This window comes from Roseomonas sp. KE2513 (assembly GCF_016107305.1).
Classification (GTDB): Bacteria; Pseudomonadota; Alphaproteobacteria; order Acetobacterales; family Acetobacteraceae; genus Roseomonas.
The window spans coordinates 1-25,689 of the sequence record NZ_RCVR01000052.1 but is presented as its reverse complement, the minus strand read 5'-3'; the positions used below and the strand labels follow the sequence as shown (position 1 = coordinate 25,689).

The window sequence follows — 25,689 nt, the reverse complement described above, 5'->3', positions numbered from 1 at the left end:
AAGCCGCGTGTCGGAGGTGGAATCGTTGTAGCGTATCTCACCAGACGGAATGATTGAGCCTGCTATACCCAAAAGGCTGATCCGGTAGTTATCCCCGCTGCTGGGCCGACTTGGCGTGGTGAAGTCGCCGAGGTCCGCCGTGAGCGGGAACGGTCCTGTCGTCAGGAAGGAGATATCCACCAGCCCAGGGTCGCGCCTCGGCGGGGACGAGGACCCGCTGTCCACGCGAAGGTCATAAGGTGAGCGGACGATGGACTGTTCCAGCGTGAAGCTGCCGGACGTGACGACACCCGGAACCGGCCCAGGCGGAGCCCACGGTGCGCCGCCGGTGGAGATGGTCGTCGTCGTCTGCTGGAAGGTGTAGATCACGTTGGCCGTGGCCGGAGCGGCGACAGCAGCCAATCCGAGCCCGAAAACCAGGCAGGCCGCGCGAGATACCGCGGACGCCATGCTGGCAATGATACTCATTCGTCGACTGACTCCCCTCCACCCGGCGGCCTCTAGGGACCACCAACGCCGGACTGCCCGTTCCGCCAAGCCCTGGTTGTGCAAGATGGAGACCAGGATACCAGCACGAGCAAGATCAATCTCTTAGCTTTCGCGGGTTGCGGCGGCACGGCACAGAGTAAAGTTCTTCGCCACAACCTTCACGCGAAACACCGCAACCGTTCCGGGTTGTGGCAAGCAGCAGCACTCAGGCCAGGGTCGCGCCGCCTCGTGCGCGCAGCAGACTCCGCAGATTGCGGATCACCGGGAACACCTCCTGGTTCCAGTCCTCGCCCTGAGCGTCGTGCGCAGCCTGCTCCATCTCCACGATCTCGCGATCCTCGCGGAAGATGCGCTCGGTGAACAGCACAAGCAGCGGCCAGCCGGCCTCGAGCAGCCCCGGGATCTTCGGGCGCTTGACCGAGAGCAGACCGAAGGTGCGGTTGCGGCGCTGCGCGGCGTCCACGGGCACATAGGCGATCCAGAGGTCCATCACCGGCGCGTCGTCGCCGGTCTGAATGCGCAGCGTCTGGTAGGGATACTCCGTGCGGATCGTCATCAGGTCCTTCTCCGCGGAGGAGGAGGGCGCGCCGACCTTGCGGCGCTCGCCAAAGATCGCCGCCTCGCCCAGCGGCTGCTTCCCGCCGACGCGGGAGAAGGTGTAGCGCGCCTCGACGAAGTCCTCGCCCTGCGCGCCGCCGCGGAAACGGGGAACCATGTTCCCCATCTGCTTCCGGTGCAGGAACTGATGGTTCATGTCCATCAGGTTCTCGTGCATGAAGCTGTAGTGGCAGCCCACCTCCTGCCCGAAGCGACGGGTCTTGTAGCGGGAGTCCGCCACCGAGCCGAGCGAGGGCAGCGGCACGCTGTCGGCCCGCGCGGGATCGCCGGGGAAGACGAGGATCAGCCCCTCCACCTCGCGGCAGGGATAGGCGCGCACGCCGTTCGGCAGCTTGTCCTTGCCGAGATAGGGTACGTCCACACATTTGCCGGCGTCGTTATAGGCCCAGCCGTGATAGCCGCAGCGGATCGCGCAGCCCTCCACCAAGCCGTTGCTCAGCGGCACCTGGCGATGGGCGCAGCGGTCCTCCAGCGCGAAGACCGGACCTTCCTTCGGACGCACGAGCACGATGGGATCGCCCGCGAAGCGCACGGCCAACGACTTGCCGGGCTTCAGCTCGGTCGACCAGGCCAGCGGGTACCAGTGATCGGGGTGCGCGCCCACCCGGCGCAGGTCACGGTCGAGGTCGCGCCCATGGCGCGCGCCCTCCCCTGCCGGCATCACCTGATCCATTCGCCCTCACTTTCCCGCACCGCGACCGCCCAGCCTAGCCGCCCATCACGGGGCCAGACTGGCATGGAAGCGGGAGCGAGTCAGGGGGCGGGGCGGGTCAGCCCTTCCCCTCGCCGGGGACAAAGCTCATCACCAGCTCCTGGATGCGCAACGGATCGGATTGCTCCATCACACGCCGCGCGAAGCGGGCGCAGTCGTCCACGTTCAGCGCGCGCACCATCTGCTTCACGCGCGGGATGGCGCTCGCGTTCATGGAAAGGCTGCGCAGGCCGAGCCCCATCAGCAGCGGCACCAGCCGCGGATTGCCCGCCATCTCCCCGCAGACGGAAACCGGCATGCGCAGCCGCAGTGCAGCCTCCGTCGCGAACTGGATCAGCCGCAGCACCGCGGGGTGCAGCGGATCGTAGAGATGCGAGACCTCCACCTCTGCCCTGTCTACCGCCAGCGTGTACATCGCGAGGTCGTTCGTGCCGATCGCGAAGAAATCCGCCTCCAGCGCGATCGCGTCGGCGGCGAGAGCGGCGCCGGGCGTCTCGATCATCACGCCGAGCGGCGGCAGCTTTTCCGGCAGGGTCACGCCGCGGCGGCGCACGCGCTTGACCACGCGGTCGTAGATCTCGCGCGCCTTGCTCACCTCCTCGGGGATGGTGACCATGGGCAGGAGGATCCGCACCTTGCCGAGGGAGGCGACACGGAGGATGGCCGCGAACTGCACTTCCAGCAGCTCCGGCCGGCGCAGCAGCATGCGGATGCCGCGCAGCCCGAGCGCGGGGTTGGGCCCGGCGTGGAAAGGCTCAATTCCCTCCGCCAGCGCCTCCATGTCCTTCTCGCCACCCCAGTCGAGCACGCGGATGGTGACGCCCGCGCCGTCCGTGCCCTCGACGATCTGGCGATAGGCCTCGTAATGCGCCTCCTCGTCCGGCAGGCCCTGGCGGTTCATGAAGAGGAACTCGGTGCGAACCAGCCCCACGCCCTGCGCGCCGGCCTGGGCGATGAGCGGCAGCTCGGCCGGGATCTCCAGGTTCGCCTGAAGCTCCATCTCCTCCCCGTCAGTCGTGACGGCGGGCAGGCGGCGGAGCTTGCCCAGCCGCGTCCGCTCCTTCGCATAGGCGACCGAGGCCTCGCGCCCTGCCGCCAGCGCCTCCGCGCCCGGGCGCAGCACGATGGTGCCGGCGCCGCCATCAAGCACCGCCTGGTCCCCGCGGGAGAGGGCGTTGGTCAAGCCGGGCAAGCCGAGCACGCTCGGGATGCCGAGCGCGCGCAGCATGATGGCCGTGTGCCCGTCCGCGCCCCCTTCCGCCGCCGCCACGCCCGCGATGCGCGAGGGGTCGAGCAGCGCGGCATCGGCCGGCGTCAGCTCCTCGGCAATCAGGATCGAGCCCTCGGGCACGTCCTTGAAAGAACGGAAGCCGGATTCGGTCAGGTTGCGGGTCAGGCGGCGGGCGATCTCGTGCACCTCGCCGGCGCGGCGGCGCAGCCCCGCCTTGTCGTCGTCCCGCGCCTGCAGGATGGCGTTGGCGATCGCCTCCGCCTCGTCGTCCACCGCGGTCTCGGCCGAGAGAAGCTCCGCCTCGATGCGCTTGCGGGCGCCGCGGATAAGGCGGCTCTCGCCGAGCATCATGGAATAGGCGTCGAGCAGCGGCTCCAGCTCCTCCTGCGCCTCTTCGGGCAGGATGGCCAAGCGTGCCTTCAGCTTGGACACCTGCTTGCGCGAGGCCGCGATGGCCGCATTCAGCCGCGCCCGCTCCGCCTCCACCTGTCCCGCCGTGATGTTGCGGCGCGGTGCCGCTGCCGGTGCCTCCGCCGTGTCGTAGACGGTGCCGATGGCAACACCGGGCGAGATCGGAATGCCCTTGATCGACAACTCGCGCCCCCGGCGGGCGCCCTTGCCGCGCCCCTCCGCCTTGGCCGACTTGCCGTCACGGCTCTCCGAGGACTTACCGTCTCGCGCTTCGGCGGACTTACCGTCCGCGCCACGGGGGCCAGGCGGCGCCTCCGTCTTCATCCGACCCTCCGTCCGGCGCTTGCCGGCGACCTTCGCTCCACCCGGCTCCGCGGGGCTAGTCCTCGTTGAAGCCGGCCTCGATCAGGGCGGCCACCTCGTCGATCGTCTCGCGCGCGTCCCAGCCCTCGGCCTCCAGCAGCACGGTCGCGCCGCGGCCAGCGCCCAGCATCATCAGCCCCATGATGGAGCAAGCGGGCACCGTCTGGCCATCATGCGTGACGTTGAGGCAGGAGCAGTGCTTCTCGGCCACCGTCACCAGCTTCGCGGCCGCGCGGGCGTGCAGGCCGCGCTGGTTGCGGATGGTCACGCTGCGGCGCAGCACCACCGGGGCGCCCTCGGGCTTGGCCGCCTTCGGCTCCACCGCGGGGGCGGCATCATTGCTCATCGTTTCGCTCCACCATTGCCGTTGCCGTCGCCGCGGAGTTCCCCAGCGGTCGCCATGTACTTGCGGCCGGCGTTCACGGCGTGGTCCACCGCCTCGGCCAGGGGCTCCGAGCCGCGCAGCTTCGCCAGCTTCACCAGAAGCGGCAGGTTTACGCCCGCCACCACCTCCACCTGACGCCCGCAGCAGCCCGAGGGCGCGCAGCGGTCCTTGATGGAGGCCGCGAGGTTGGAGGGCGTGCCGCCGAACATGTCGGTCAGAACCACCACCCCGTCGCCCTGGTCCACATCCTCCACCGCCGCGCGGATATCGCCGCGCCGGCCCTCGAGATCGTCCTCCGGGCCGATGCAGATCGTGGAGATCGCCTTCTGGGGACCCATGACATGCTCCATGGCGAGGCGAAGCTCCTCCGCCAGGCGACCATGGGTGACGAGGACGACGCCGATCATGGGCGCTCCGGGGCACGCGCCCGGCATGCACGCGGGCGCGCGCCGGCCGGGACGAGGATGAGCTCGGCAGCTGTCGCTCTGGCCGGGACGGACGGGTTGAGCGCCGGGGCGGGGGCCGCGGCGGAGGGGTTCTGGTTCATGCTCGATGGGTCGATATGGGGTGCGGCAAGGGCCGTTGTGAGTCGTCTTCCGGGAAGGTTTCCCGGATCGAAAGTTCACGGTGGAACAGCTCCACCGGCCAGCCGGCGTTGACGAGGCGGGCAGCCAGCCGCTCCGCCGTCAGGACCGAGCGGTGCTTGCCGCCGGTGCAGCCCAGCGCCACGGTCAGGTACTTCTTGCCTCCCGCCTCATAGGCCGGCAAGAGCGGGTCCAGCAGCGCCGTCATGCGCGACCAGAATGGGGCCCATTCGGAGTCCTCCTCGATATAGGCGGCCACCGGGGCGTCCCGGCCAGTCATCGGGCGGAGCGCGGGATCGTAGTGCGGGTTGCGCAGGAAGCGCAGGTCCAGCACCAAGTCCGCCTCCCGCGGCAGGCCGCGCGGGTAGCCGAAGGACATCACCGCGACCGACATCCGCGACCGCCCCGCCCGGCCGTAGCGGTGCTCGATCATCCGGCGCAGTTCCGGCAGCGGCAGGCCAGAGGTGTCGATCACCCAGTCCGCCGCGTCCCGCAAGGGCGCCAGCAGCTCCGCCTCCCGGGCGATGCCGTCGGCCACGCCCGAGCCGGCGGGGGCCAGGGGGTGCCGCCGGCGCGTCTCGGAATAGCGGCGGAGGAGAACGTCCTCCTCCGCATCCATGAAGACGAGGTCGGGCGCGGGCCCGCCGCGCGCCCGCAGCGCGTCGAGCCCGGCGAGCAGGGCCGCCGCGTCGAAGCCGCGCGTGCGCGTGTCCATCCCGATCGCCAGCGGCCGCTCCCCGGAGCCAGCCATCAGTTCCGCGAGCACCGTGAGCGGCGGGTTGTCCACCGTCTCGTAGCCGAGGTCCTCCAGCACGCGCAGCGCCGAGACCTTCCCCGCGCCCGAGAGGCCGGTGACCACCACCATGGGGCGATGAATGGCCGGTGCGGCGGGTTGGGGTCCGGCGGCGTTCAGGACACCGCCTCCAGCGCGCCCGCCCGGCAGGCTAGGCGGCCCGCGAGCACCTCTAGGGCGAGGGCCAGCTTTTGCGGGGCGGAGGCCTCCACGGCGTGCAGCGCGAGGCGCGGCAGGGACCGGCCCAGCGCCTCGAAGCGGGAGGGTTCGGGCAGGCGCGGCACCTCGGCGCGCGGCACGCAAGCCACCGCAAGGGCAAGGGAAACCTCTCCGGCCGCCTCCATCCCGGCGATCAGCCCAAGGCCGCGCACCTCGATCATGCCGCGCAGCCCCTCGGGCGCGCGCGCGCGCAACCCCTTCCCTTCGGCGCGGAGCAGGACCTGGTCATCGGCCACAAGAGTCCATCCCTCCCCCATCAGACGCAAGAGAAGGTCGGACTTCCCGGCGCCGGATGGCCCCAGGAGAAGAACGCCGATGCCCTGGCGCGCCGCGCAGGCGCCGTGTTGCAGCATGGAGGCTTGGTCATGTTCCCGAATTCGCGAGCGGACCCTGGCAGGATTCCGGCGGGGACGGAAGCGCCACCTGCCGGCCCCTGGTTCCTAGCATGCGGCATGGACAGCGCCTCCCACCTGCCCCATCCAGCGGGACATGACCAGCCGCCCCGATATCGAAGCCGCCGCCGCGCGCATCACTCCCCATGTCCGACGCACCCCCATCCTAGAACTACCGGCCGACGCGCTCGGCACGCCCTGCGCCGTCGCCCTGAAACTAGAGCAGCTTCAGGTTAGCGGTTCCTTCAAGGCCCGCGGCGCCTTCAACGCCCTATTGGGGTCGGGCGCGCGGGAGGTCATCGCGGCCTCTGGCGGGAACCATGGCGCGGCGGTTGCCCACGCCGCGGCGGCGCTGGGCATCCGGGCGGAGATCTACGTACCAGCCATCTCCGCCGCCTCGAAGGTCGCGCGCATCCGCGAGGCCGGGGCGGTCGTCGTACAGGGCGGCGCCACCTATGCCGAGGCCTTCGCCGCCAGCGAGGCGCGCCGGGCCGAGACCGGCGCCGCCTCGGTCCACGCCTATGACCAGCCGGAGGTGCTGGCTGGCCAGGGCACCGTCGCGCGCGAATTCGAGGCGGACGCGCCGGGGCTGACCCATGTGCTCGTCGCGGTCGGCGGGGGCGGGCTGATCGGCGGCATGGCCGCCTGGTTCGCCGGTGGCCCGATCCAGCTGGTGGCGGTGGAGCCGGAGGGCTGCCCCACCTTCCACGAGGCGCTGCGCGCGGGTGAGCCGGTGGACGCGCCCGTGGGCGGCCTCGCCGCGGACAGCCTCGGCGCCCGCCGCGTCGGCGGCCTCATGTTCGGCATCGCGCGCGATGTCGTCCGGGAAGCCGTCCTCGTGGAGGACGAGGCGATCCTCGAGGCGCAGCGCCGCCTCTGGTCCGCCGCCCGCCTGGTGGCCGAGCCGGGGGGTGCGACGGCGCTAGCCGCCCTTCTCTCCGGCGCCTGGGTGCCGCCGCCCGGCGCACGGGTTGGCGTGCTCGTCTGCGGGGGCAACTGCCAGCCCGGCTCCGTGGTTGGTTGAGGAAGCGCACGAAGCCGGCATCGCGCCGAACCATCCCGGGGATCGCCCGTTCCGACAGGCGTTACCCCAGGAGGCTGATCTATGTTTATGCGCGTCGACAAGCTGCAAGCCGAGCTGCCCGCGCCCAAGCGTAAGGATCCGAACGCCGCCGCCGCCCTTCAGGAGCTGCTGGGCGGCAAGTACGGCGAGATGTCCACGCTCGGGAACTACATGTTCCAGAGCTTCAACTTCCGCAGCAAGGACAAGCTGAAGCCCTTCTACAGCCTGGTCGCCTCCATCACGGCGGAGGAGCTGGGGCATGTGGAACTGGTGAGCAACGGCGTCGCCATGCTCAACAACGGCCCGGACAAGCCGGGGGCCGACGAGGGCGACGGCGGCGACATCTCCGGCGCGCCCTTCGAGGCGATGAAGGACATCCGCTCCTTCGCCAGCTTCGCCTCCCACGGCGGCGGCAGCACGCCGGTGAACAGCAACTCCATGTCCTGGAACGCGGACATGGTAACGACGACCGGCAACGTCGTCGTGGACTTGCTGCACAACTTCCACCTCGAATGCGGCGCGCGGCTGCACAAGCTGCGGGTCTATGAGACGCTGTCCGACCCCACGGGCCGCGAGGTCTGCGGCTATCTCCTCGTCCGCGGCTCGGTCCACGCCCATGCCTATGCGCTGGCGCTGAAGAACATCACGGGCGTGGACCTGGAGAAGTTCCTGCCGACGCCGAACATCAACCTGGCGCGCATCCCCGAGTGCCAGAAGTACCTCGCCGAGGGCTCGCACCGCCGGCTCTATACGTTCAGCCCCGCCGACTACAAGGACATGGCGGGCATCTGGGGCAATGGCGAGCAGGCCCTGCCGGGCGACCCGCCGGGCGAGCTGACCGTGGTGGATGGCATGCCCGAGGGCGGCAAGATCCACCAGCTGACGGGCATCCCCTCCGCCTTCGCGCCGGACTACGCGCCCGAGGAGATGTTCGAGATCGCGACAAAGCTCACGAAGAAGATGTAGCTGCGACGGGCCGGGGACCTTCCCCGGCCCTTTTCTTTCCGGCGGCAGGACCGGCCAACTCCGGGCCCGGCCTTCGGCCGGCAATCGGCACGCATCCCCGTCCCCGCAACGAACCCCTAGCGCGGGTTCCTCTGGATCGATCCAAGGGCTAGCATCGGCAAGGGTAACGGAAACCCGCCCGCGGAAGATCTAGGGGGAGTCGTCACGGTGAAGCTGCGTAGCCAGGCATGGTTCGACAATCCCGAAGACCCCGGCATGACCGCGCTCTACCTTGAGCGCTACCTCAACTTCGGCATCACCCGCGCCGAGCTTCAGTCCGGCCGCCCTATCATCGGCATCGCCCAGACCGGCAGCGACCTCGCGCCCTGCAACCGCCACCATCTGGTTCTGGCCGAGCGCGTGAAGGCCGGCATCCGGGAGGCCGGCGGCATCCCCATGGAATTCCCCGTCCACCCAATCCAGGAGACGGGCAAGCGGCCGACGGCGGCGCTGGACCGCAACCTCGCCTACCTCGGCCTCGTGGAGGTGCTGTTCGGCTACCCGCTGGACGGCGTGGTGCTGACCACGGGCTGCGACAAGACGACGCCCGCCTGCCTGATGGCGGCGGCGACGGTGAACATCCCGGCCATCGTCCTCTCGGGCGGGCCGATGCTGGACGGGCACTACAAGGGACGCCTCGCCGGCAGCGGCACGATCATCTGGGAGGGACGCCAGCGGCTCGCGGCCGGCGAGATCGACTACGGCGAGTTCATGGACATGGCCGCGGCGTCCGCGCCGAGCGTCGGCCACTGCAACACCATGGGCACTGCCCTCTCGATGAACTCGCTGGCAGAGGCCTTGGGCATGAGCCTGCCCACCTGCGCCTCCATCCCCGCGCCCTACCGGGAGCGCGGGCAGATGGCCTACCGCACGGGGCTGCGCATCGTGGACATGGTGCGCGAGGACCTGACGCCGCGAAAGGTCATGACGAAGGAGGCTTTCGAGAACGCGATCCTCGTCGCCTCCGCCATCGGCGCCTCCACCAACGCGCCGCCGCACCTCATCGCCATCGCGCGCCACGTGGGCGTGGAACTGTCGCTCGAGGACTGGCAGCGCGTGGGCCACGACGTGCCGATGCTCGTGAACTGCCAGCCGGCCGGCCAGTATCTCGGCGAGGCCTTCCACCGCGCGGGCGGCGTGCCCGCCGTCATGCGCGAGCTGCTCGACGCCGGGCTGCTGCGCGGCGGCGCGCTGAGCGTCACGGGCCGCAGCGTGGCCGAGGAGATGGCCGGCGCCGAGACGCAGGACCGCGACGTGATCCGTCCCTTCGCCGAGCCCCTGGTGCCGGAGGCCGGGATGCTGGTGATGACCGGCAACCTCTTCGATTCCGGCATCATGAAGACGAGCGTCATCTCCCCCGAGTTCCGCGCCCGCTATCTCTCCAACCCGGACGATCTCGACGCCTTCGAGGGGCGCGCGATCGTCTTCGAGGGGCCGGAGGACTACCACCACCGGATCAACGAGCCCTCGCTGCAGATCGACGAGAACTGCATCCTCTTTATCCGCAACTGCGGGCCGGTCGGCTATCCCGGCTCGGCCGAGGTGGTGAACATGCAGCCGCCGGACGAGCTGATCCGCCGCGGCGTCCACGCCCTGCCCTGCATCGGCGACGGGCGGCAGAGCGGCACCTCGGCCAGCCCCTCCATCCTCAACGTTTCGCCCGAGGCGGCGGCGGGCGGCAACCTCGCCATCCTCCGCACCGGCGACCGCGTGCGGGTGGACCTGCCGAAGCGGCGCGTGGACCTGCTGGTCTCCGACGACGAGATCGCCTCCCGCCGCGCCGCGCTGCCTCCCCTGCAGCTGAAGAACCAGACGCCCTGGCAGGCGCTCTACCGCGCGACGGTCGGGCAGCTCTCGACGGGCGCCTGCATGGAGGACACCGTGACCTACCAGGACCTCGTGCACACGGCGGGTCTGCCGCGCAACTCGCACTGAGTGGGCCGGGCGCCGCCATGACGCCGCGCGTCGTCTGCCTCGGCGAGTGCATGATCGAGCTGCGCCAGCGCCCGGACAGGCTGCTGGCGCGCGCCTTCGGCGGCGACACGCTGAACACCGCCGTCTATCTCGCGCGTCTCGGCGTCAGCGTGGACTATGCGACAGCCCTCGGTGACGACGCGCATAGCGAGGAGATGATCCGCGCCTGGGCGGAGGAGGGCGTCGGCACCTCTCTCGTGCTGCGCCTGCCAAGCCGGCTGCCCGGCCTCTACCTTATCGAGACCGACGACGAGGGGGAGCGCCGCTTCTCCTACTGGCGCGACCAGGCGCCGGTGCGGCAGCTCTTTGAGCAGCCGGAGACCCCGCGGATCGAGGCGGGGATCGCGGGGGCCGATCTGGTCTATCTTTCCGGCATCACCCTCTCCCTCTTCCGCGGCGCGGCGCGGGAGCGGCTCTTCGCGACGCTGGAGGCGCTGCGCGCCCGCGGCGGCGCGCTTGCCTTCGACAGCAACTTCCGCCCCCGTGGCTGGCCGGATCGCGAGGAGGCGCGCGCCGTCTACGACCGCGCCATCGCCCTCAGCACCACCGTCCTCGCGGGAATAGAGGACTTCACCCTTCTCGACGGCGAGGCGACACCCGAGGGGCTGATCGCGCGCTTTCGTACCGCCGGCGTGCCGGAGGTGGTGGTGAAGCTCGCCGAGCCCGGCTGCATCGTGGCGCCCCTCGGACGCGAGACGCCAGTTCCTCCGCCCGAAGCCGTCAAGCCCGTGGACACGACCGGTGCGGGCGACAGCTTCGCCGCCGCCTATCTCGCCGCGCGCCTGAACGGGGCCGACCCCAAGGCGGCGGCCCTCGCCGGCCATCGCCTCGCGGGCGTGGTGGTGCGGCACCCCGGCGCCATCATCCCGCGGGACGCCATGCCCGCCGACGTTCCTGGCCCGCAAAGCTCCCTGGAGACCTCATGACCACGCCCAATCCGATCGCCGATCTGCTGCGCGCGGCGCGGATCGTGCCCGTGCTGACCATTCGCGATGCCGCCCAGGCCGTGCCGCTGGCCCGCGCCCTCGTCGCCGGCGGCGTGCGCACGCTGGAGGTGACGCTGCGCACCGAGGCCGGCGCCAAGGCGGCCGAGGCCATCATGGCGGAGGTGCCGGACGCCATCGTGGGCCTCGGCACCGTCCTTGCCCGGCGGGACCTGCTGCTCGCCCAGCGGCTCGGCGTTCCCTTCGCCGTCTCTCCCGGCGCCACGCCGGAACTGCTGGACGCCGCGGCCGAGAGCGGCATCCCCTTCGTCCCCGGCATCGCCACGGCCTCTGAGCTGATGGCTGCCGCCGCGCGCGGCTTCACGACGGTGAAGCTGTTCCCCGCCGCACAGATCGGCGGTATCGGCGCCCTGAAAGCGCTCGGCGCCCCCTTCCCGGAGGCGCGCTTCTGCCCCACCGGCGGCATCGGCGAGGAGGAGATGCGCGATTACCTCGCCCTGCCCAACGTGGTGGCCGTGGGCGGCTCCTGGCTGGCGCCCTCCGCGGAAATCGCGGCGGGGGAGTGGGGGGCAATCGAGGCTCGTGCGCGGCGGGCAATGCAGAATACCTGAGTGCGGCTCTGATGGCCCCGGAGAGGGCTCTGCCCCCTCCGGATCTCTGGGCGAACGCGCAGCGTTCGTCCCGCACCCTCCAAGGTGCCTGGGGCTCTTGGATCCCCATCTGGCTGTCGCGGAAGCTTTCTGAACGTGCATTCGCCTCAGGTCCTCGACCCGAGGCGCACCGTCCGCCGAACAGCTCCAACTCGAAGAAAAAGATGATGGTGAGGGGTGTGGGGGGCGGAAGAATCCTTTCTTCCTCCCCCCAGCGTCACCGGCCGCGCCCCTTCAGGAAGGCACCCCCTCAGCAATCCGGAACCGCAGCAGCCGCACCGCCCGATCCGCGAGAGGCGCCGGCAGGAAGGAGAGCGCGCGCAGGCCGGCGACGAGCGGCAGGGGAAAGGCGCAGCTTGGCCTTCCCAAACGCAGAGCCCTTTCGATCCGCGCCGCGGCCGCGTCGGTGGTGAGGGAGAAGGGGCGTCGTCCTTGCCAGGCGCGGCCCATGTCGCTCTCAAAGAAGCCCGGTGCGATCAGCGTCACCTCGACGCCGCTGTCGCGAAGGTCGGCGCGGATGGCCTGCCCCCAGGCCCAGAGCCCGGCCTTGGAGGCGCAATAGCCCGGGCTGTCCGGCAACCCGTGGAAGGCCGCGACGGACGCGACGAGGCCGATCCGCCCCGCGCGGCGTGCGCGGAACGCGGGCAGTAGCGGCCCGACGAGGTTTACCGCTCCGAGAAGGTTCACCGAGACCTGGGCGGTGAGTTCCGCCACCCCTTCCGGCGTGCCGTCCGGCCGCCGGCCCGCGGCAATGCCGGCATTGGCGACCACGAGGGCGGTGGGTGCTGCCACGTCCCAGTCGAGCACGGTGCGCGCGACGGCCTCCGCGTCCCGCACGTCGAGCGCCGCGACGCGCACGGCGGCGCCGCGCCCGGCGCAGGCGGCGGCGGTTTCGCGCAAGCCGGCCTCGGTGCGCGCGATCAGGCCGAGGGTCACGCCCGGACCGGCCAGGCGCCGCGCCAGCGCCGCCCCCAACCCGCGCGAGGCGCCGGAAAGGATGATTCCGCCGCTGAAGCCCTCGCTCACCGCCGCCCTCCGATCCGCGCGAGGGTGCCGCGCACGAAACCCTCGACGCCCCGGTGAATGGTCAGCGGCGAGATGCGCCAGGCGGAGGGATCCTCCAACCGATCCATCATCACCTCCGGTGGGCAGGGCAGGAGCGTCACCGGGTCAAGATAGCGCGGGTAGAGGATGAGCGCGGCGGCCGCGAGTTCGTCGATGCTGCGGGCCACGCCGCGGCGGCCGGACGGAAGCGGCGCGCGGTCATCCGTCAGGCTCCAGCCGGCGTAGAAGGGCTGGCCCCAGCAGGTGACGGGCAGGCCGCGCAGCAGCGCCTCGAAGCCGGAGAGCGAAGTCAGAGTATGCATCGCGTCCACCAGGGGCAGCAGGGCCGGCATCGGCACGCCGCCCGCGACGGCATCCGCCAGTCCCGCAAGATCGGCCGCGCGCAGCCGCCCGCGGCGGAAACCGGCCTCGAGGTCAGGATGCGGTTTGTAGAGGATGAAGGCTTCCGGCTCCGCTTCCCGCACGGCGCGCAGCAGGGCGAGGTTGGTGCGGATGGCGCCGCCGCCGAGGCGCACGGAGGCGTCGTCTTCCACCTGGCCGGGGACGAGGATGATGCGCCGGTCGCCCCGCACCGGCAGCTCGGGCAGCGCGGCCCCAGGCGAGAGATTGTATTTCGAGACGCCGCGCCGGACGATCTCCGCCCGCAGCGCTGCGGCGCGAGTGATGAGTTCCGGCGCGAAGCCGCCCTCCGTCAGGATCATCTCCAGCGTGGAGGCCTGGCGAGGGTCATAATAGGCCCCGCGCGCGTCGAGGCTGTAGGAGGCGCCCGGCAGGAAGCGCGCACCGAGCCCGCGGGAGCGGATGAAGCCGTCCTCCAGCAGCCGCAGCTCCACGCCGCCCGTCCGGATGGCGGATGCCAGGGCGTCCGTGCAGGCCGCAGCCCAGGCGACGACGGCCCCGCCTTCGGCCCGGGCGCGGCCGACGGCTTGGGCAATGTCGTTCGTCATCTCCGGTGCGCCGTCCTCATGCGCCAGCACTGCCGCGACCTGCCGGCGCTTCCAGCGAGCGATGCCGATGCATGCCGAGACACCCCGGTTCGCCCGCGCCGCGGCCGCCCAGTCCGCCAGGAGCAGGAGTCCCTCAGCCCGGCTCCAGGCGCGGGCGCGGAAGGGATCGGCCGCGCGGAGGGAGGCGAGCAGCGGGAGGAGGTGCTCGCCCTCCAGGTCGTGCGGCACCCCGGCCGCCTCGGCCAGGGCGGCCATGAAGGGTCCCGCACCGCGGAGTGCCGCCGCCGCGTCGAGCAGGGTCCAGGGAGAGAGCGGCTGAGGAAAGTGGTTGACGCCGCGGGGAGGGCGGAGGCAGGCGGCTGCGGCGGGGCTCGCGAAGGGGTCGCGCGCCACCACGACCAGACCCTCGGCCATCGCCGCGGTCAGGATCGCCTCGGCACGTGACCGGAGGGCTCGAGTGCAAGGGTCGAGTACGATCACCACTCGTCGATCACCCCCCAGAACGGCCCCGCCGGGGTCCGGAAGGGCTGCCGGACCGCCCAATCGATGATGGGTGATCAGGGTGCGAAGCGTCTCGGGCTCTCCCGGTGCCAGGGGGGGTGCCAAGGCGGTCCGTAGCACCGACGGGCGGTCCCGCCCGGCGAAAGAGGGCGGTGCGAAGGGCAGAACATCGAACCGCGGCAAAAGGTTAGGCTGCGCGACAGACAGTTCTGGCCAGAAGGCCGGCAGGTGTGGCCAGCGCGCCAGAAGGTCGCGCGATGGGGAAATCGGCAACAGGTCAGCGGAATGCTGAGAAGCCGTCATCGAGTTTTTGCCCTTCACGGCATGGTGCAGTAAACTTCTCGTATGAAGGAAAGCACGGCTATCGGCTTGGCGCGGATCGGTTCCTCCCGGCGGCGCCCAGGGCCCGCCCGGCGGCGTCCGGCCAAGTGGGCAGCGCTCCCGCGTCTCATTCCGGCGGTTCTCCTGCTCACCCTCGGCGGCTGCGCGACCCATAGCACCGAAGTGAGCTGGTGGAACCCGGTCGGTCTCGGGCCTGCGCCCGTCTCGCCGCCACCCGCCACGGGCGTGGTGCTGCCTGTCCGAGCCGCGGACCCGCTGGCCGCCTTCGCCGCCCGTGCCCAGCCCGGCCAAGCAGAGAGTGTCGTGCTGGCCGGTGGCGGGCGCACCGTCTCGGCGCGCATGGTCAGGGCCTACAACGCCGCCTCAGGCCGCGAGTGCCGCGAGTTGCAGTTCGGTGCCTCCTCCGCCCCCGGCGGTGCTCCGGGCGCCACCTATTGCAAGGATCCCTCTCAGGGTTGGGTGGCCGCGCGCGCCCTCCTGCGGGGCGGCGCGGTCTACCGGCCGTGAGTGACGCCTCCGGCCTGCCCAGCCTCCCCTCGCGGCGGGCGCGGCGGCACTGGGCAATCGAGGGGGCTGCCATACAGTGGCGGGTGGTCTCCGCCCTCATCCTGCGCGAGATGCAGACGCGCTTCGGCCGGCACAACTTCGGCTTCCTCTGGCTCTTCCTCGAGCCGCTGGTGCTGGGCACGGTGCTCGGCATCATCCACGCCTCGCACGGCCAGAGCATGCCCGGCGGCGTGGATCCCTTCCTGTTCTCCATCGTCGGCTACGTGCCGTTCTTCATGTTCCGCTCGGTCGTGAACCGCGCGGGCACGGCGCTGCACTCCAATCTCACGCTGCTGTTTCATCGCCAGGTGACGCCGGTCGACGTGCTGGTCTCCCGCAACCTGCTCGAGGCGGCGGCGGTGTTCGGCGTGATCCTCCTCGTCCTCGGCGTCGCCGCCTGGTGGGCGGGCGTATGGCCGGCGAACATCAGCGAGATCTTCTTCGCCATGCTGCTGATGTTCCTGCTCTGCCACGGCGTCTCGATGATCCTCGCGGCCGGTGTCGCGAACTGGGACGGGCTGGAGCGGATCATCCATCCGGCCACCTACCTCGCGATGCCGCTCTCGGGCGCCTTCTTCGCACTTGCCTGGTTCCCGCCGGAGGTGCGCGAGTTGCTGCTCTGGATACCCCTCGTGCACCTCCACGAGATGATCCGGGAGGGCATGTTCGGCCACGCCTTCCGCTCCTACTACGATGTCGGCTACGTCGTGCGCTCCATCCTCATCGTGAACCTTCTCGGCCTCGCCTATCTCCGCGGCGCGCGGCGCAAGCTCGAGATCTTCTAGGCGGGATGGCACAAGCTCCATGTCCCTGATCCTCGAGGACGTCTGGAAGTCCTACCCGGTGCGCGGTGGGCGGCGCGACATCCTGCGCGGCATCTCCTGCACGATCGACCGCGGCGACCAGGTGGGCATCCTCGGCCGCAATGGCGCGGGCAAATCCACCCTCATGCGCGTGATGGCGGGGGTGGAGGCGCCGACCCGCGGCCGCGTGCGGCGGGAGATGTCGATCTCCTGGCCGCTCGGCTCCGGCTTCGGTCTCCAGGCCAGCCTCTCGGGTGCCGACAACGCGCGCTTCATCGCCCGCATCTACGGGCTGGACGTGGCGGAGACGCTCGACTTCGTTCAGGACTTCGCTGAAATCGGCCGCTACTTCTTCGAGCCGGTCCGCACCTATTCCTCGGGCATGATGAGCCGCCTGCTGATGGCGCTCTCTTTCTCCGTCAAGTTCGACTGCTACCTCGTGGACGAGATCATCTCCGCCGGCGACCAGCGCTTCGTCGCCCGCTGCCAGACCATGCTGGAGGAGCGCCTCGGCAATGCCTCCCTGCTGATGGTCTCCCACTTCGCCGACCACATCAGGCAGTACTGCCGCACCGCCGTCGTGCTCCGGAACGGTCTCCTTGAGCTGTATGAGGATCTCGATGAAGGTATCGCCGTCTATCAAAGCCTTTGATGCGGCGACCCCCGCAGCTGCGGCGCAGCGGCGGCCCTCCGCCCTCGCGCGCAAGCTGCGGAAGTGGCGCGGGCTCCTGCTCGTGGTCGTGCTGCCGACGGCGCTCGCCATCGGGTATTTCACGGCTGTCGCGGCAAACCAGTACGCGAGCGAGGCGCGTTTCTTCGTGCGCGGTCCCAGCTCTGGCAACAACAACTCGATGGGCGCGCTCGGCGCCATGCTCGGCGGCGCGGGCTTCAAGGCAGTGCCCGAGGACTCCATGGCGGTGCGCGAGTTCCTCCAGTCCGAGGACCTCGTGCGGGAGCTGCGCAAGTCGGTGGACCTCGTCTCCATCTGGCGCCGTCCGGAGTCGGACTTCATCGCCCGGCTGTGGTTCTCCGAACCGAGCGCCGAGATGCTGACCCGCTACTACCGCCGCATGGTGGTGGCCGAGTTCGACTCTGAGTCCGCGACGGTCAGCCTCGTGGTCCGCACCTTCCGCCCCGAGGACTCGAAGCTGCTGGCCGAGGCGCTGCTCCGCGCCTCGGAAAACCTCGTCAACCGCATCAGCGATCGCCAGCGCGGGGATGCGGTGGGCGACGCGCGGCGCGAGGTCGGGATCGCCGAGCGCCGCGTCATTGCCTCGCGCGAGGCGCTGACCTCCTTCCGCCAGCAGGGCCGCGCCATCGACCCGACGCGGGAGATCGCGGCCAGCCTCGAGTCGGTCGGCCGACTGGAGGACGCGCTGAGCCAGACGCGCGCCGAGTTGCAGGAGAAGACCGCCTACATGCGGGCCGACAACCCGCAGATGGCCGTACTCCGCAACCGCATCTCCTCGCTGGAGACGCAGATCAGGACCGAGCGCGAGCGCCTGACGAACGGCCGCGGCGCGGCGCCGGAGCTCCTCGCGGGCTACGAGCGCCTGATGCTCGAGCGCGAGTTCGCCGACCGGCAGCTCGCCTCGGCCGTCACCAGCCTTGAGACGGCGCGCGCCGATGCCGTGCGCCAGCACCTCTACGTCGCCCGCATCACCGAGCCGCAGGAGGCCGAGAGCGCACAGTATCCGAAGGCCACCTTCACCATCGTCAGCCTGTTCGCGGTGCTCCTCGTGGTCTACGGGATCGGCTCCCTCATCTTCGCCGGCTTCCGCGAGCACGCGTCTTGAGCCGCGGGCCGGCGCCCCGCCGGCCCGAACCACCCAGGCTGTCCATGAAAACCGGGACGAACCAGAGCAACATGATGCAGACCGGAACCACGCGGGCGGGCGCAGCCGAGGGCGGCAGGACGCGCCGGGGGGCGCAGGGCCTCGCGCTGCTCGCGGCCCTTCTCGCGCCCCTCTCGCCCATCGCCGCGCAGGCGCAGCTCAACAGCGGGCTCCTGCAGCAGCCGGTGCCCGGGCTTCTCGGCCCCACCCTCACGCAGGCCGCGCCGCTCCAGGCGAACGACACCCTGCTGCCGAGCGCGACCACCACGTCGCGCTTCGGCACCTCCACCGAGGCGGAGGGCGGCCCGGTCGTCTCCGGCCCGCTGGGCGATGTCGGGCGCCGCCCCGGCCCCTCCTCCGCTGTTTTCGGCGCCAGCCTCTTCACCCGCGCCGCGCCCTCGCCGGCCGATGCGCCGAACCCGAACTACCGCATCGCCGTCGGCGACCGCGTTTCGGTGCGGGTCTGGGGTGCCGTGGAATCCGAGGCGATCGGCGCCGTAGACGGGGACGGCAACCTCTTCCTTCCGGGCATCGGCCCCATCCGCATCGCCGGCACCACCGCGGGCGCACTGCAATCGGCCGTCGAGGCCGAGGTGCGGCGCATCTACACCCAGCAGGTGCAGGTCTATGCGGTGCTGCTGAACGTCAACCGCATCGGCGTCTTCGTCACCGGCTTCGTCCGCACCCCCGGCCGCCACACCGGCACGGGGATGGAGAGCGTGATCGACTACCTGCTGCGCGCCGGCGGCGTGGACCCCGCCCGCGGCTCCTTCCGCGACATTGAAATTCGCCGCGGCGGGCGCACCGTGGCGCGCGTGGACCTCTACCCCTTCCTGCTGACGGGCCGCCTGCCGAGCCACCTCTTCGCCGAGGGCGACACCATCGTCGTCGGCAAGCAGGGCGCGCTGGTGAGCGTGGACGGCGCCATCCGCAACAACTACCTCTTCGAGGTGCCGGGCCGCGCCATGACCGGCGAGGAGCTGATCGGGCTCGCCTCCCCCCTGCCGTCGGCCACCAACGTGGTCGTCCGCGGCACGCGCAACGGGCAGCCCTGGTCGCGCTACACCACGGTCGCCGAGCTGCGCCGCATGTCGCTGCTCGACCAGGACGTGGCGAGCTTCATCACCGACGCGCCCGCCCAGACCATCCGCGTGACGATCGAGGGCAGCCGCATCGGTCCCTCCGTCCTCATCGCGGACCGCGACATCGGCCTCTGCCAGCTGCTGGACCACGTGGCGGTGGACCCCGTGCTGGCGGACACGCAGTCGGTCTTCCTCCTGCGCCCCCGGCTCGCGGCCCAGCAGATGCGGACCATCAACGAGACGCTTGACCGCCTGGAGAGGCAGCTCTTCACCGCCACCTCCTCCACCACCGGCGTCGCCGAGATCCGGGCAAGCGAGGCGCAGCTCGTCTCCCAGTACATCTCCCGGGCGCGGCGCGTGCAGCCGGAAGGCCGCCTCGTCGTCTCCGACGGCACCGGCCGCTGCACCGACACGCGGCTGGAGGACGGCGATACCATCGTCGTGCCGGAGCGGAGCGAGGTGGTGATGGTGGCGGGCGAGGTGACCACGCCCCAGGCCGTGCTGTGGCGCCCGAACCTGCGCATCGAGGACTATGTTCAGCAGGCCGGCGGCTTCACCCAGCGCGGCAATCTCTCCAACATTATGATCCGCCGTGCCAGCGGGGAGATCGTGCTGGAACCGCGCGTCGGTCCCCGCCCTGGCGACGAGCTCATCGTCCTACCCCGGCTGGACCCGAAGCTGTTCCAGGTGACGCGGGATGTGTTCCAGCTGATCTACCAGACGGCCCTGGCGGCGCGGATCTTCCAGTAACCTTCCCCCACGGGCGGCTCTCATGAGCCCGGGGGGAGAGGAAATTCTCTCCCCCGCCCCCCTCTCATCTTTTTTCGTGTTGGAAACACTGGGGAGTCGGTGCGCCTCGGGTCAATGCCCCGGGGAGACTGCAAGTTCAGGAAGGGCAGCCGCCCTCCATCAACGGATCCGCGAAGCCGGATGGAGGTCCAAAGGCCTCCGACCCGTGGCAGGTGCGGGACGAACGCTGCGCGTTAGCGCTGAGGTCCGGAGAGAGCAGTGCCCTCTCCGGGGGCAGCTCAGGACTGCCGCACCGGCACGAGGATACGGTTCTCCAGATAGGCCAGCCGGTCGGCCGGCGAGGCGCCGTGCATCACCGCCACGGCCACGACGCCCACGCCCACCTCGTACCCCTCCGCGGTCTGCTCGGTGCCCGGTGCTTCCAGCACCAGCTCCAGGTCCGTCCCGCCCGCGCCGATCTCCAGCGCCACCTCTTCCGCCTCCGCGAGAGCGCGCTCCGTCACCGCCAGCTCCGCTCCTTCGCGCGAGAGGGTGATCCGCAGCGTACCGGAGGCGCCGAGCGGCGGGCGGAGAGCGAGGGAGACGCGGGCCGGTCCCTCGGAGAGGCTCGGCAAGCGCAGCGCCGCGCGGCCGGGCACGGTCCAGGCGCCCCAGTCCTGCGCGGGGTGCCAGTTGGCGCCCTGTAACAAGGCCTCGGCCATCGCGATCGCGGGGTGCGGTCCGGGCAGGCCACCATGGCCGAGACGCACCGGCTCGCAGGGTGGCAGTATTGGGGGCCGGTGCCCGGCCTCGCCCGAGGTCAGGCGCCGCACAGCCACCGCCAGCCTCTCCGCCACCTCTGCCCAGGGCCTCAGCCCGCCGTTACGGGGAATGCGGGCCTCCAGGGCGGAGAGGCGGGCCGGATCGGCAATCAGCCCCTCGGCCGCGGTCGCCAGGTCCTCGGCGCTGTCGGGGGTGAAGAAGACGGCGCCCTGCCGGCCGCTCTCCATCAATGAGGGGATCTCTGAGACGAGCGCCACACGGCGGTGGAGAAGCGATTCCGAGACCGGCAGCCCCCAGCCCTCGTGCCGGCTGGGATAGAGGGTGAAGAGGCAGCCACGGTAGAGCGCGGCGAGCCCCGCGTCGTCCACCTCGTGCAGCGCCATGACATGCCCGGCCAGCGCGGGGTCCTCCAGCGCCTCCATCACCGGCCCGTCCCCGGGCGCCCGCCGCCCGGCGAAAACGAGGCGCGGCGTCCCGGCCGCCCCGCGCCGGAGCAGCAGCCGCCGCCAGGCCTCGATCGCCAGAAGGTGGTTCTTCCGCGGCTCGAAGCTGGAGACGAGCAGCACGTAGGGCCCTTCCGGCAGGCCCGGCGGGGTGGGCCGCGCCGGAAGGGGCGAGGACCGGCGCCGCCCGAAGCCAAAGCGGGCGGCGAGGCCGCGCGGAGCCACGGGTGCCGGGGCTTCCTCGGGAATGTCCTCCGCGCGGCCATCCGGGGTCGCCACCATGGCGGGCGGCACGGGCCAGCCCGGCAGGTGGCGCTCCATCAGGCGCCGGTACTCCGCGGCCGTCGCCTGGGATACCGCGACAACCCCGTCCGCCAGCACCGGCAGGGTGGAAAGCCAGCGGCCGAAGGCGGCCCGCGTGTGCGGCGGCGTGACGTCCGGCAGGACGAGGGGCCCGCAGTCGTGCAGCACCGGCACGTAGCGCGCCCCCGCCGCGCGCGCCGCCCGCAGCGCGGGGGCGTAGCGGGGCAGCCACCAGGCGCTGCCGAGCGTGACGATGGTGACGCCCGCGCCCGGCCGCAGCACATGGCCCTGCCGCCGCCAGGCCTCGAGCGCGCCCAGCGCCTCCCGCCAGGCGGGATCCTCCGTATCCGCACCGCTGCGGGAAAGGTGGTGCAGGCGGTGGAACAGCGGCGTCGGCAGGGCGCGCCAGACGTCCTCCTCCGGGTGCATGGCGCAGAGGGACGCCTCCCCGGCGGCCGCGATCTCCGCCTGCACGCGCTGGATGCCGCTCGGCGCCCGGCGGTGCCCGTACCAGGAGACGAGGTCGGAGAGGTCGAGCAGCAGCCCCGTCACGTGCGGCGGGGAGAGGCTGTCGCGGAGGGCGAGCCATTCCGCCCAGGGATCCCGCCCGCCGGGGTCGAGCGCGACCGCGTGGCCATAAGCTTCCGCCGCCCCGCCCCGTCGTCCCAGCAGCTTCAGTGCGTGGCCGATCTGGAGGTGGATGTCGGCGTCACGGCTCTCCATCGCCTCCGCGCGGCGGTAGAGCTCGAGGGCGGCCGCGGGGTCGCCCGCCTCCTTCACGCAGTGGCCGCGCTGGATGATAATGCCGCGCTTGTTCGGGTGCAGGCGGAGGAAGGCGGCATAGGCCTCGGCCGCCTCTTCCCACCGGCGGTTGTCGCGGGCGGCATCGGCCCTCGCCAGCAGGGCGCCGGGATCGGACGAGTCCTCGCCTACCGGTCCACTCATCCCGCCCCATCCCTCGTCCGGCACCGAGCGCCCCTTTCCCAGCCTTGCCGAGCGCCGACCCGCCGCGCCGCACGCCGACCATGCCGCGACGCAGCGCGCGAGGCCAGTGCCGGCGGCGCAACCTCCACGGGCGGGCCGGGGCGGCCGCGGATTTTTCCCGAGGCGGAACCTTGCTAAGCTCCACCCATGCGTCCCAGGATCATGATCGATGGCTTCAACCTCGCCCTCGAGCAGGGAACCGGGGTTTCCACCTATGCCCGCAACCTCTCCTACCGGCTGGGCGGCATGGGCGCGCAGGTGGAGGTGCTCTACGGGCGCGCGGTCAGCGCGAAGCTCAGGCCGCTCATGCGCGAGGTCGCCTTCTTCGACGACCCGGCGCAGCGCCTGGTCGAGACCACGGGCTTCCGCCGCCTCCGCCGGATGCTCCTCACGGGCCTCGGCGAGAAGCTGGTGGAGATCCCGGTCACCGGCCAGGTGGTGATCAACGGTTTCGCGAACCGCCTCCCGCATTTCGACCGGCTTTGGAACCTCGAGGACATCTTCACGAGGTCCCACAACAACTACAAGCTGAGGAAGCGCGTCATCCAGCTGCCCTCGCCCTCCCCGGCGCCGGCGGTGATGCACTGGACCTATCCGCTGCCGCTCCGCCTGCGCGGCGCGCGGAACATCTACACGATGCACGACCTCGTGCCGCTGCGCCTGCCCTTCACGACGCTCGACCACAAGCGCCGCTATCTGCGTCTCTGCACACAGCTTCTCGAAAGCGCGGACCACATCGTCACCGTCAGCGAGACATCGCGGCGGGACATCATCAACCTCCTCGGTGCCGATCCGGAGAAGGTCACCAACACCTACCAGTCCGTCGAGCTGCCGCCGGGGCTGGCCAACAAGCCCGAGGCGCTCGCGCGGGACGAGGTGGCGGGCTCCTTCGGGCTCGAATGGGGCAACTACTTCATGTTCTTCGGCGCCATCGAGCCGAAGAAGAATGTCGGCCGCCTCATCGAGGCCTTCCTCGCCTCCGGCTCCGACAAGCAGCTCATCCTCGTCGGCAAGCAGGCCTGGAAGAGCGACCAGGAGCTGAAGTTCCTCTTCGACGAGCACATCAACATGAGCTTCTCCGTCGAGGAGAACGGCCGGCGTATCACCCGCCGCCGGGTCGTGCTGCTGGACTACGTGCCCTTCCGCCTGCTGGTCAGCCTCATCCGCGGGGCGCGTGCGGTGCTCTTCCCCTCCCTCTACGAGGGCTTCGGCCTGCCGGTGCTGGAGGCAATGAGCCTCGGCACGCCCGTGCTGACCTCCAGCACCTCCTCCATGCCCGAGGTGGTCGGGGATGCGGCGGTGCGGGTGGACCCCTACGACGTGCGCGCCATGACCGAGGGCATCCGCGCGCTGGACGCGGACGAGGAGCTTCGCGGCCATCTCTCCTGGGCCGGCCGGCGCCGCGCCGCGGTTTTCAGCGCGGCCGCCTACGAGCGGCGCCTGGCCGAGCTCTACGGCCGGCTCGGCGTGCCGCTGGAGCCCGGCACGCCCGAGCCGGTGCCGCTGCCCGCCGAACCCGATCTCGAGGCGGGCTGAGCGGGGCCGCGGGAGCCCGGGCTTGGACTTTGGGCCTCGCCTTCGCTAACACCGCCCGCCCAGGCACCTCCTGTCCGGCCACCCGAAAGCTTCCTCATGACCGATACCCTGCCCGACCGCCTCTCCACCGACCCGAAGAGCCCCTTCTTCAACGCCGAGCTGCTCGAGCGCGGGGTCGGCATCCGCTTCAAGGGCGTCGAGAAGAACAACGTGGAGGAGTACTGCGTCAGCGAGGGCTGGGTTCGGCTCTCGGTCGGCAAGGCGGTGGACCGCTTCGGCAAGCCGATGACGATGAAGCTGCAGGGCAAGGTGGAGCCCTATCTGCGCGACGCGCCGGCGCCCGAGGCAGATTCCGAGGCCGGCTCCGAAGCCTGACGAAAGCCGGGCCTCAGCCCGGCCGCAGGCGCGGGTCCGCCGCCAGCTCCATCAGGTCCAGCTCCTCCTCCACGGCGTGGAAGGCGTCGTCGCCGATCGTCCCGTCCCGGCGGAGCGCCTCCAGCGCGTCGCGGGCCGCATCCACGGCGCGGCGCTGGAGGCGAGCGGTGCCATCGGCGGGCGGCGCCTCGCCGAGGGCGGCGCGCGCGGCGAGTTCCCGCAGCAACGTGTCCCGCCCCGGGGAGGGCGGCTCCCCCTCCAGGGCGCGGATCGCGGCCTCGGCGGTTCCGGTCCGGGCGAGGACCACCTCCGCCTCCACCGTGCCGTCGTCCGACAGGCCGAGGCGGCGCAGCAGCGGCCCGAGCGTCGTGCCTTGCAGCCCGAGGGTGACGAGCACCACGCAGACCGAGGCGAAGACGATGGCGTCGCGGTAGGGCAGGCTCTCTGGCAAGGCGAGCGCCGCCGCGAGGGTGACGATCCCGCGCATGCCCGACCAGGCGATGACCAGCCCCCCTTCCCGGCTGGGCTCCGGCATGGCCCTACCTCCCCGCACGCGCGGACCAAAGCGCGCCGCGGCCCAGCGCGCGACGGTGTTGAAGGCCATGACCCAGGCGAGCCGGGTCAGCACCACCGCCGCGCAGGTGGCCGCGGCCAGGAGGGCCACACCCTCCCAGGCGCCGTCCAGCCGCGCGACGACGGCACGCATCTGCAGGCCGATGAGGAGGAAGGCGAGGGCGTTCAGCACAAAGACCGCCACGTCCCACACCGCGTAGGAGGCGATGCGCCGCCGCCCGCCGATCCGCCGCGGCGCGTGGCGGGCCAGCGTCATCCCGAAGACGACGACGCTGATGATGGCCGAGAGGTGCAGCGCCTCCGCCACCAGCCAGACGCCGAAGGTGCCGAGGAACTGCACGAGGGTGTTGATGGGGATGTCCCGGAACATCCCGTCCACCCAGGCGAGGTGCAGCCGCGCCACCGCCCAGCCGAACAGCGCCCCGCCGCCCGCGGTCAGCAGCAGCACCGACCCGGCATCGAGCACCGAGAAGCTGCCGGCCGCCGCTGCCGCGAGCGCCATGCGGTAGATCAGCAGCGCGCTGGCGTCGTTGAACAGGCTCTCCCCCTCTAGAATTACGAGGATGCGGTGCGGGGGGCGAAGGCGGCGGAGCACGGCCGTGGCGGCGGAGGCGTCGGGCGGCGCGACGATGGCGCCCAGGGCTACGGCCGCGGCCAGCGGCATCTCCGGCAGGCAAAGCCGCGCCACCACCGCGACGGTCGCCACCGTGACCCCCACGGCCACCAGCGCCAGGGTCGCGACGGGCACGAGGTTGTCCCTGAGGTCGCGCGGGGAGGTATCGAAGGCGGCGTCGAGCAGCACCGGGGCCACGAAGAGCGCGAGAGCCAGCGCCGGGTCCGGCGTGACGACCGGCACCCCCGGGATGAAGGCCGCGGCGGTGCCGGCGAGCGCCAGCAGCGCCGGATAGGGCACCGCGATCCGCTCGGCCAGGGTGGAGAGCAGGGCCGCCGCCAGCAGCAGGGCAATGATGGTCTCGAACAACTCCATGGGGCCAGCCTAGGGGCTAGC

The 25,689-nt window shown here is 71.4% G+C and carries 23 protein-coding genes; 12 read left to right on the top strand and 11 right to left on the bottom strand.

From position 1 onward, the window contains the following. The 7 genes from D9599_RS27180 to D9599_RS27150 all read right to left on the bottom strand — a co-directional run. On the bottom strand, positions 1 to 468 hold a 468-nt coding region (locus tag D9599_RS27180), incomplete at its 3' end, for a hypothetical protein (RefSeq protein WP_198384428.1). A 226-nt stretch (positions 469 to 694) separates the two neighbouring features. Continuing rightward, a complete protein-coding gene (locus D9599_RS27175; protein WP_198384427.1) occupies positions 695 to 1,780 on the bottom strand; it encodes an aromatic ring-hydroxylating dioxygenase subunit alpha in 1,086 nt (361 codons plus the stop codon). A 97-nt stretch (positions 1,781 to 1,877) separates the two neighbouring features. Then, on the bottom strand, positions 1,878 to 3,785 hold the full coding sequence (gene ptsP / locus D9599_RS27170) for a phosphoenolpyruvate--protein phosphotransferase (RefSeq protein ID WP_198384426.1): 1,908 nt from the start codon (positions 3,783 to 3,785) through the stop codon (positions 1,878 to 1,880). A 55-nt stretch (positions 3,786 to 3,840) separates the two neighbouring features. Then, complete coding sequence (locus D9599_RS27165; RefSeq protein WP_198384425.1) at positions 3,841 to 4,170, bottom strand: HPr family phosphocarrier protein; 330 nt, start codon at positions 4,168 to 4,170, stop codon at positions 3,841 to 3,843. Then, the gene (locus tag D9599_RS27160) at positions 4,167 to 4,616 is read right to left on the bottom strand and encodes a PTS sugar transporter subunit IIA (RefSeq protein WP_198384424.1); all 450 of its coding nucleotides are present in this window, start codon (positions 4,614 to 4,616) and stop codon (positions 4,167 to 4,169) included. The genes D9599_RS27165 and D9599_RS27160 overlap by 4 nt, the downstream gene beginning before the upstream one ends. A gap of 136 nt (positions 4,617 to 4,752) precedes the next feature. Continuing rightward, on the bottom strand, positions 4,753 to 5,658 hold the full coding sequence (rapZ, locus tag D9599_RS27155) for an RNase adapter RapZ (protein ID WP_198384423.1): 906 nt from the start codon (positions 5,656 to 5,658) through the stop codon (positions 4,753 to 4,755). A 44-nt stretch (positions 5,659 to 5,702) separates the two neighbouring features. Next, the gene (locus D9599_RS27150) at positions 5,703 to 6,158 is read right to left on the bottom strand and encodes an HPr kinase/phosphorylase (protein ID WP_198384422.1); all 456 of its coding nucleotides are present in this window, start codon (positions 6,156 to 6,158) and stop codon (positions 5,703 to 5,705) included. A gap of 136 nt (positions 6,159 to 6,294) precedes the next feature. Here D9599_RS27150 and D9599_RS27145 point away from each other — a divergent pair, with 136 nt between their 5' ends. The 5 genes from D9599_RS27145 to eda all read left to right on the top strand — a co-directional run bounded on the left by D9599_RS27145 (position 6,295) and on the right by eda (position 11,794). Beyond that, complete coding sequence (locus tag D9599_RS27145) at positions 6,295 to 7,221, top strand: threonine/serine dehydratase (protein WP_198384421.1); 927 nt, start codon at positions 6,295 to 6,297, stop codon at positions 7,219 to 7,221. An 81-nt stretch (positions 7,222 to 7,302) separates the two neighbouring features. Continuing rightward, positions 7,303 to 8,226 carry a manganese catalase family protein gene (locus tag D9599_RS27140; protein ID WP_198384420.1) on the top strand — a complete coding sequence of 308 codons (924 nt, stop codon included), beginning with the start codon at positions 7,303 to 7,305 and terminating at the stop codon, positions 8,224 to 8,226. A 207-nt stretch (positions 8,227 to 8,433) separates the two neighbouring features. Continuing rightward, on the top strand, positions 8,434 to 10,200 hold the full coding sequence (locus D9599_RS27135) for an IlvD/Edd family dehydratase (protein WP_309228729.1): 1,767 nt from the start codon (positions 8,434 to 8,436) through the stop codon (positions 10,198 to 10,200). Between the two features lie 17 nt (positions 10,201 to 10,217). Then, positions 10,218 to 11,165 carry a sugar kinase gene (locus D9599_RS27130; RefSeq protein ID WP_198384419.1) on the top strand — a complete coding sequence of 316 codons (948 nt, stop codon included), beginning with the start codon at positions 10,218 to 10,220 and terminating at the stop codon, positions 11,163 to 11,165. Next, positions 11,162 to 11,794 (top strand): bifunctional 4-hydroxy-2-oxoglutarate aldolase/2-dehydro-3-deoxy-phosphogluconate aldolase, encoded by a 633-nt coding sequence (eda, locus tag D9599_RS27125; RefSeq protein ID WP_198384418.1) that lies wholly within the window; start codon positions 11,162 to 11,164, stop codon positions 11,792 to 11,794. The genes D9599_RS27130 and eda overlap by 4 nt, the downstream gene beginning before the upstream one ends. A gap of 273 nt (positions 11,795 to 12,067) precedes the next feature. Here the strand turns inward: eda and D9599_RS27120 are convergent, their stop codons facing one another. Further along, positions 12,068 to 12,859 carry an SDR family oxidoreductase gene (locus D9599_RS27120; protein ID WP_198384417.1) on the bottom strand — a complete coding sequence of 264 codons (792 nt, stop codon included), beginning with the start codon at positions 12,857 to 12,859 and terminating at the stop codon, positions 12,068 to 12,070. Continuing rightward, the gene (locus tag D9599_RS27115; protein ID WP_232480975.1) at positions 12,856 to 14,259 is read right to left on the bottom strand and encodes a hypothetical protein; all 1,404 of its coding nucleotides are present in this window, start codon (positions 14,257 to 14,259) and stop codon (positions 12,856 to 12,858) included. The genes D9599_RS27120 and D9599_RS27115 overlap by 4 nt, the downstream gene beginning before the upstream one ends. Before the next feature lie 432 nt (positions 14,260 to 14,691). On the opposite strand from D9599_RS27115, the gene D9599_RS27110 reads away from it, so the two are divergent. The 5 genes from D9599_RS27110 to D9599_RS27090 all read left to right on the top strand — a co-directional run bounded on the left by D9599_RS27110 (position 14,692) and on the right by D9599_RS27090 (position 19,704). After that, a complete protein-coding gene (locus D9599_RS27110; RefSeq protein WP_198384415.1) occupies positions 14,692 to 15,195 on the top strand; it encodes a DVU3141 family protein in 504 nt (167 codons plus the stop codon). Beyond that, positions 15,192 to 16,019: an ABC transporter permease gene (locus tag D9599_RS27105; protein ID WP_198384414.1), complete on the top strand. Its 828-nt coding sequence runs from the start codon at positions 15,192 to 15,194 to the stop codon at positions 16,017 to 16,019. Before D9599_RS27110 ends, D9599_RS27105 begins: the two co-directional genes overlap by 4 nt. Positions 16,020 to 16,038: 19 nt before the next feature. Further along, positions 16,039 to 16,689, top strand: a complete 651-nt coding sequence (locus D9599_RS27100; RefSeq protein WP_198384413.1) for an ABC transporter ATP-binding protein — start codon at positions 16,039 to 16,041, stop codon at positions 16,687 to 16,689. Then, positions 16,658 to 17,833, top strand: a complete 1,176-nt coding sequence (locus tag D9599_RS27095) for a capsule biosynthesis protein (RefSeq protein WP_198384412.1) — start codon at positions 16,658 to 16,660, stop codon at positions 17,831 to 17,833. Before D9599_RS27100 ends, D9599_RS27095 begins: the two co-directional genes overlap by 32 nt. 71 nt (positions 17,834 to 17,904) lie before the next feature. After that, a complete protein-coding gene (locus D9599_RS27090; RefSeq protein WP_232480974.1) occupies positions 17,905 to 19,704 on the top strand; it encodes a polysaccharide biosynthesis/export family protein in 1,800 nt (599 codons plus the stop codon). 278 nt (positions 19,705 to 19,982) lie between these two features. Here D9599_RS27090 and D9599_RS27085 read toward each other — a convergent pair whose 3' ends face one another. Beyond that, complete coding sequence (locus tag D9599_RS27085; RefSeq protein ID WP_198384411.1) at positions 19,983 to 22,157, bottom strand: glycosyltransferase; 2,175 nt, start codon at positions 22,155 to 22,157, stop codon at positions 19,983 to 19,985. 186 nt (positions 22,158 to 22,343) lie between these two features. Between D9599_RS27085 and D9599_RS27080 the strand changes: the two genes are divergently transcribed. After that, positions 22,344 to 23,732 carry a glycosyltransferase family 1 protein gene (locus tag D9599_RS27080; protein WP_198384410.1) on the top strand — a complete coding sequence of 463 codons (1,389 nt, stop codon included), beginning with the start codon at positions 22,344 to 22,346 and terminating at the stop codon, positions 23,730 to 23,732. A 96-nt stretch (positions 23,733 to 23,828) separates the two neighbouring features. Further along, positions 23,829 to 24,107: a DUF3297 family protein gene (locus D9599_RS27075; RefSeq protein ID WP_198384409.1), complete on the top strand. Its 279-nt coding sequence runs from the start codon at positions 23,829 to 23,831 to the stop codon at positions 24,105 to 24,107. 13 nt (positions 24,108 to 24,120) lie between these two features. On the opposite strand, the gene D9599_RS27070 is transcribed toward D9599_RS27075, so the two are convergent. Then, on the bottom strand, positions 24,121 to 25,668 hold the full coding sequence (locus D9599_RS27070) for a sodium:proton antiporter (RefSeq protein WP_198384408.1): 1,548 nt from the start codon (positions 25,666 to 25,668) through the stop codon (positions 24,121 to 24,123). Positions 25,669 to 25,689 lie beyond the last annotated feature (21 nt).

What these genes read in the sequence shown, in the direction of transcription:
- D9599_RS27175 (WP_198384427.1), bottom strand. Translation starts at nt 1,780, where the DNA reads ATGGATCAGGTGATGCCGGCAGGGGAGGGCGCGCGCCATGGGCGCGAC.
- ptsP (WP_198384426.1), bottom strand. Translation starts at nt 3,785, where the DNA reads ATGAAGACGGAGGCGCCGCCTGGCCCCCGTGGCGCGGACGGTAAGTCC.
- D9599_RS27165 (WP_198384425.1), bottom strand. Translation starts at nt 4,170, where the DNA reads ATGAGCAATGATGCCGCCCCCGCGGTGGAGCCGAAGGCGGCCAAGCCC.
- D9599_RS27160 (WP_198384424.1), bottom strand. Translation starts at nt 4,616, where the DNA reads ATGATCGGCGTCGTCCTCGTCACCCATGGTCGCCTGGCGGAGGAGCTT.
- rapZ (WP_198384423.1), bottom strand. Translation starts at nt 5,658, where the DNA reads ATGGTGGTGGTCACCGGCCTCTCGGGCGCGGGGAAGGTCTCGGCGCTG.
- D9599_RS27150 (WP_198384422.1), bottom strand. Translation starts at nt 6,158, where the DNA reads ATGCTGCAACACGGCGCCTGCGCGGCGCGCCAGGGCATCGGCGTTCTT.
- D9599_RS27145 (WP_198384421.1), top strand. Translation starts at nt 6,295, where the DNA reads ATGACCAGCCGCCCCGATATCGAAGCCGCCGCCGCGCGCATCACTCCC.
- D9599_RS27140 (WP_198384420.1), top strand. Translation starts at nt 7,303, where the DNA reads ATGTTTATGCGCGTCGACAAGCTGCAAGCCGAGCTGCCCGCGCCCAAG.
- D9599_RS27130 (WP_198384419.1), top strand. Translation starts at nt 10,218, where the DNA reads ATGACGCCGCGCGTCGTCTGCCTCGGCGAGTGCATGATCGAGCTGCGC.
- eda (WP_198384418.1), top strand. Translation starts at nt 11,162, where the DNA reads ATGACCACGCCCAATCCGATCGCCGATCTGCTGCGCGCGGCGCGGATC.
- D9599_RS27115 (WP_232480975.1), bottom strand. Translation starts at nt 14,259, where the DNA reads ATGGCCGAGGGTCTGGTCGTGGTGGCGCGCGACCCCTTCGCGAGCCCC.
- D9599_RS27110 (WP_198384415.1), top strand. Translation starts at nt 14,692, where the DNA reads ATGAAGGAAAGCACGGCTATCGGCTTGGCGCGGATCGGTTCCTCCCGG.
- D9599_RS27100 (WP_198384413.1), top strand. Translation starts at nt 16,039, where the DNA reads ATGTCCCTGATCCTCGAGGACGTCTGGAAGTCCTACCCGGTGCGCGGT.
- D9599_RS27095 (WP_198384412.1), top strand. Translation starts at nt 16,658, where the DNA reads ATGAAGGTATCGCCGTCTATCAAAGCCTTTGATGCGGCGACCCCCGCA.
- D9599_RS27090 (WP_232480974.1), top strand. Translation starts at nt 17,905, where the DNA reads ATGATGCAGACCGGAACCACGCGGGCGGGCGCAGCCGAGGGCGGCAGG.
- D9599_RS27085 (WP_198384411.1), bottom strand. Translation starts at nt 22,157, where the DNA reads ATGAGTGGACCGGTAGGCGAGGACTCGTCCGATCCCGGCGCCCTGCTG.
- D9599_RS27080 (WP_198384410.1), top strand. Translation starts at nt 22,344, where the DNA reads ATGCGTCCCAGGATCATGATCGATGGCTTCAACCTCGCCCTCGAGCAG.
- D9599_RS27075 (WP_198384409.1), top strand. Translation starts at nt 23,829, where the DNA reads ATGACCGATACCCTGCCCGACCGCCTCTCCACCGACCCGAAGAGCCCC.
- D9599_RS27070 (WP_198384408.1), bottom strand. Translation starts at nt 25,668, where the DNA reads ATGGAGTTGTTCGAGACCATCATTGCCCTGCTGCTGGCGGCGGCCCTG.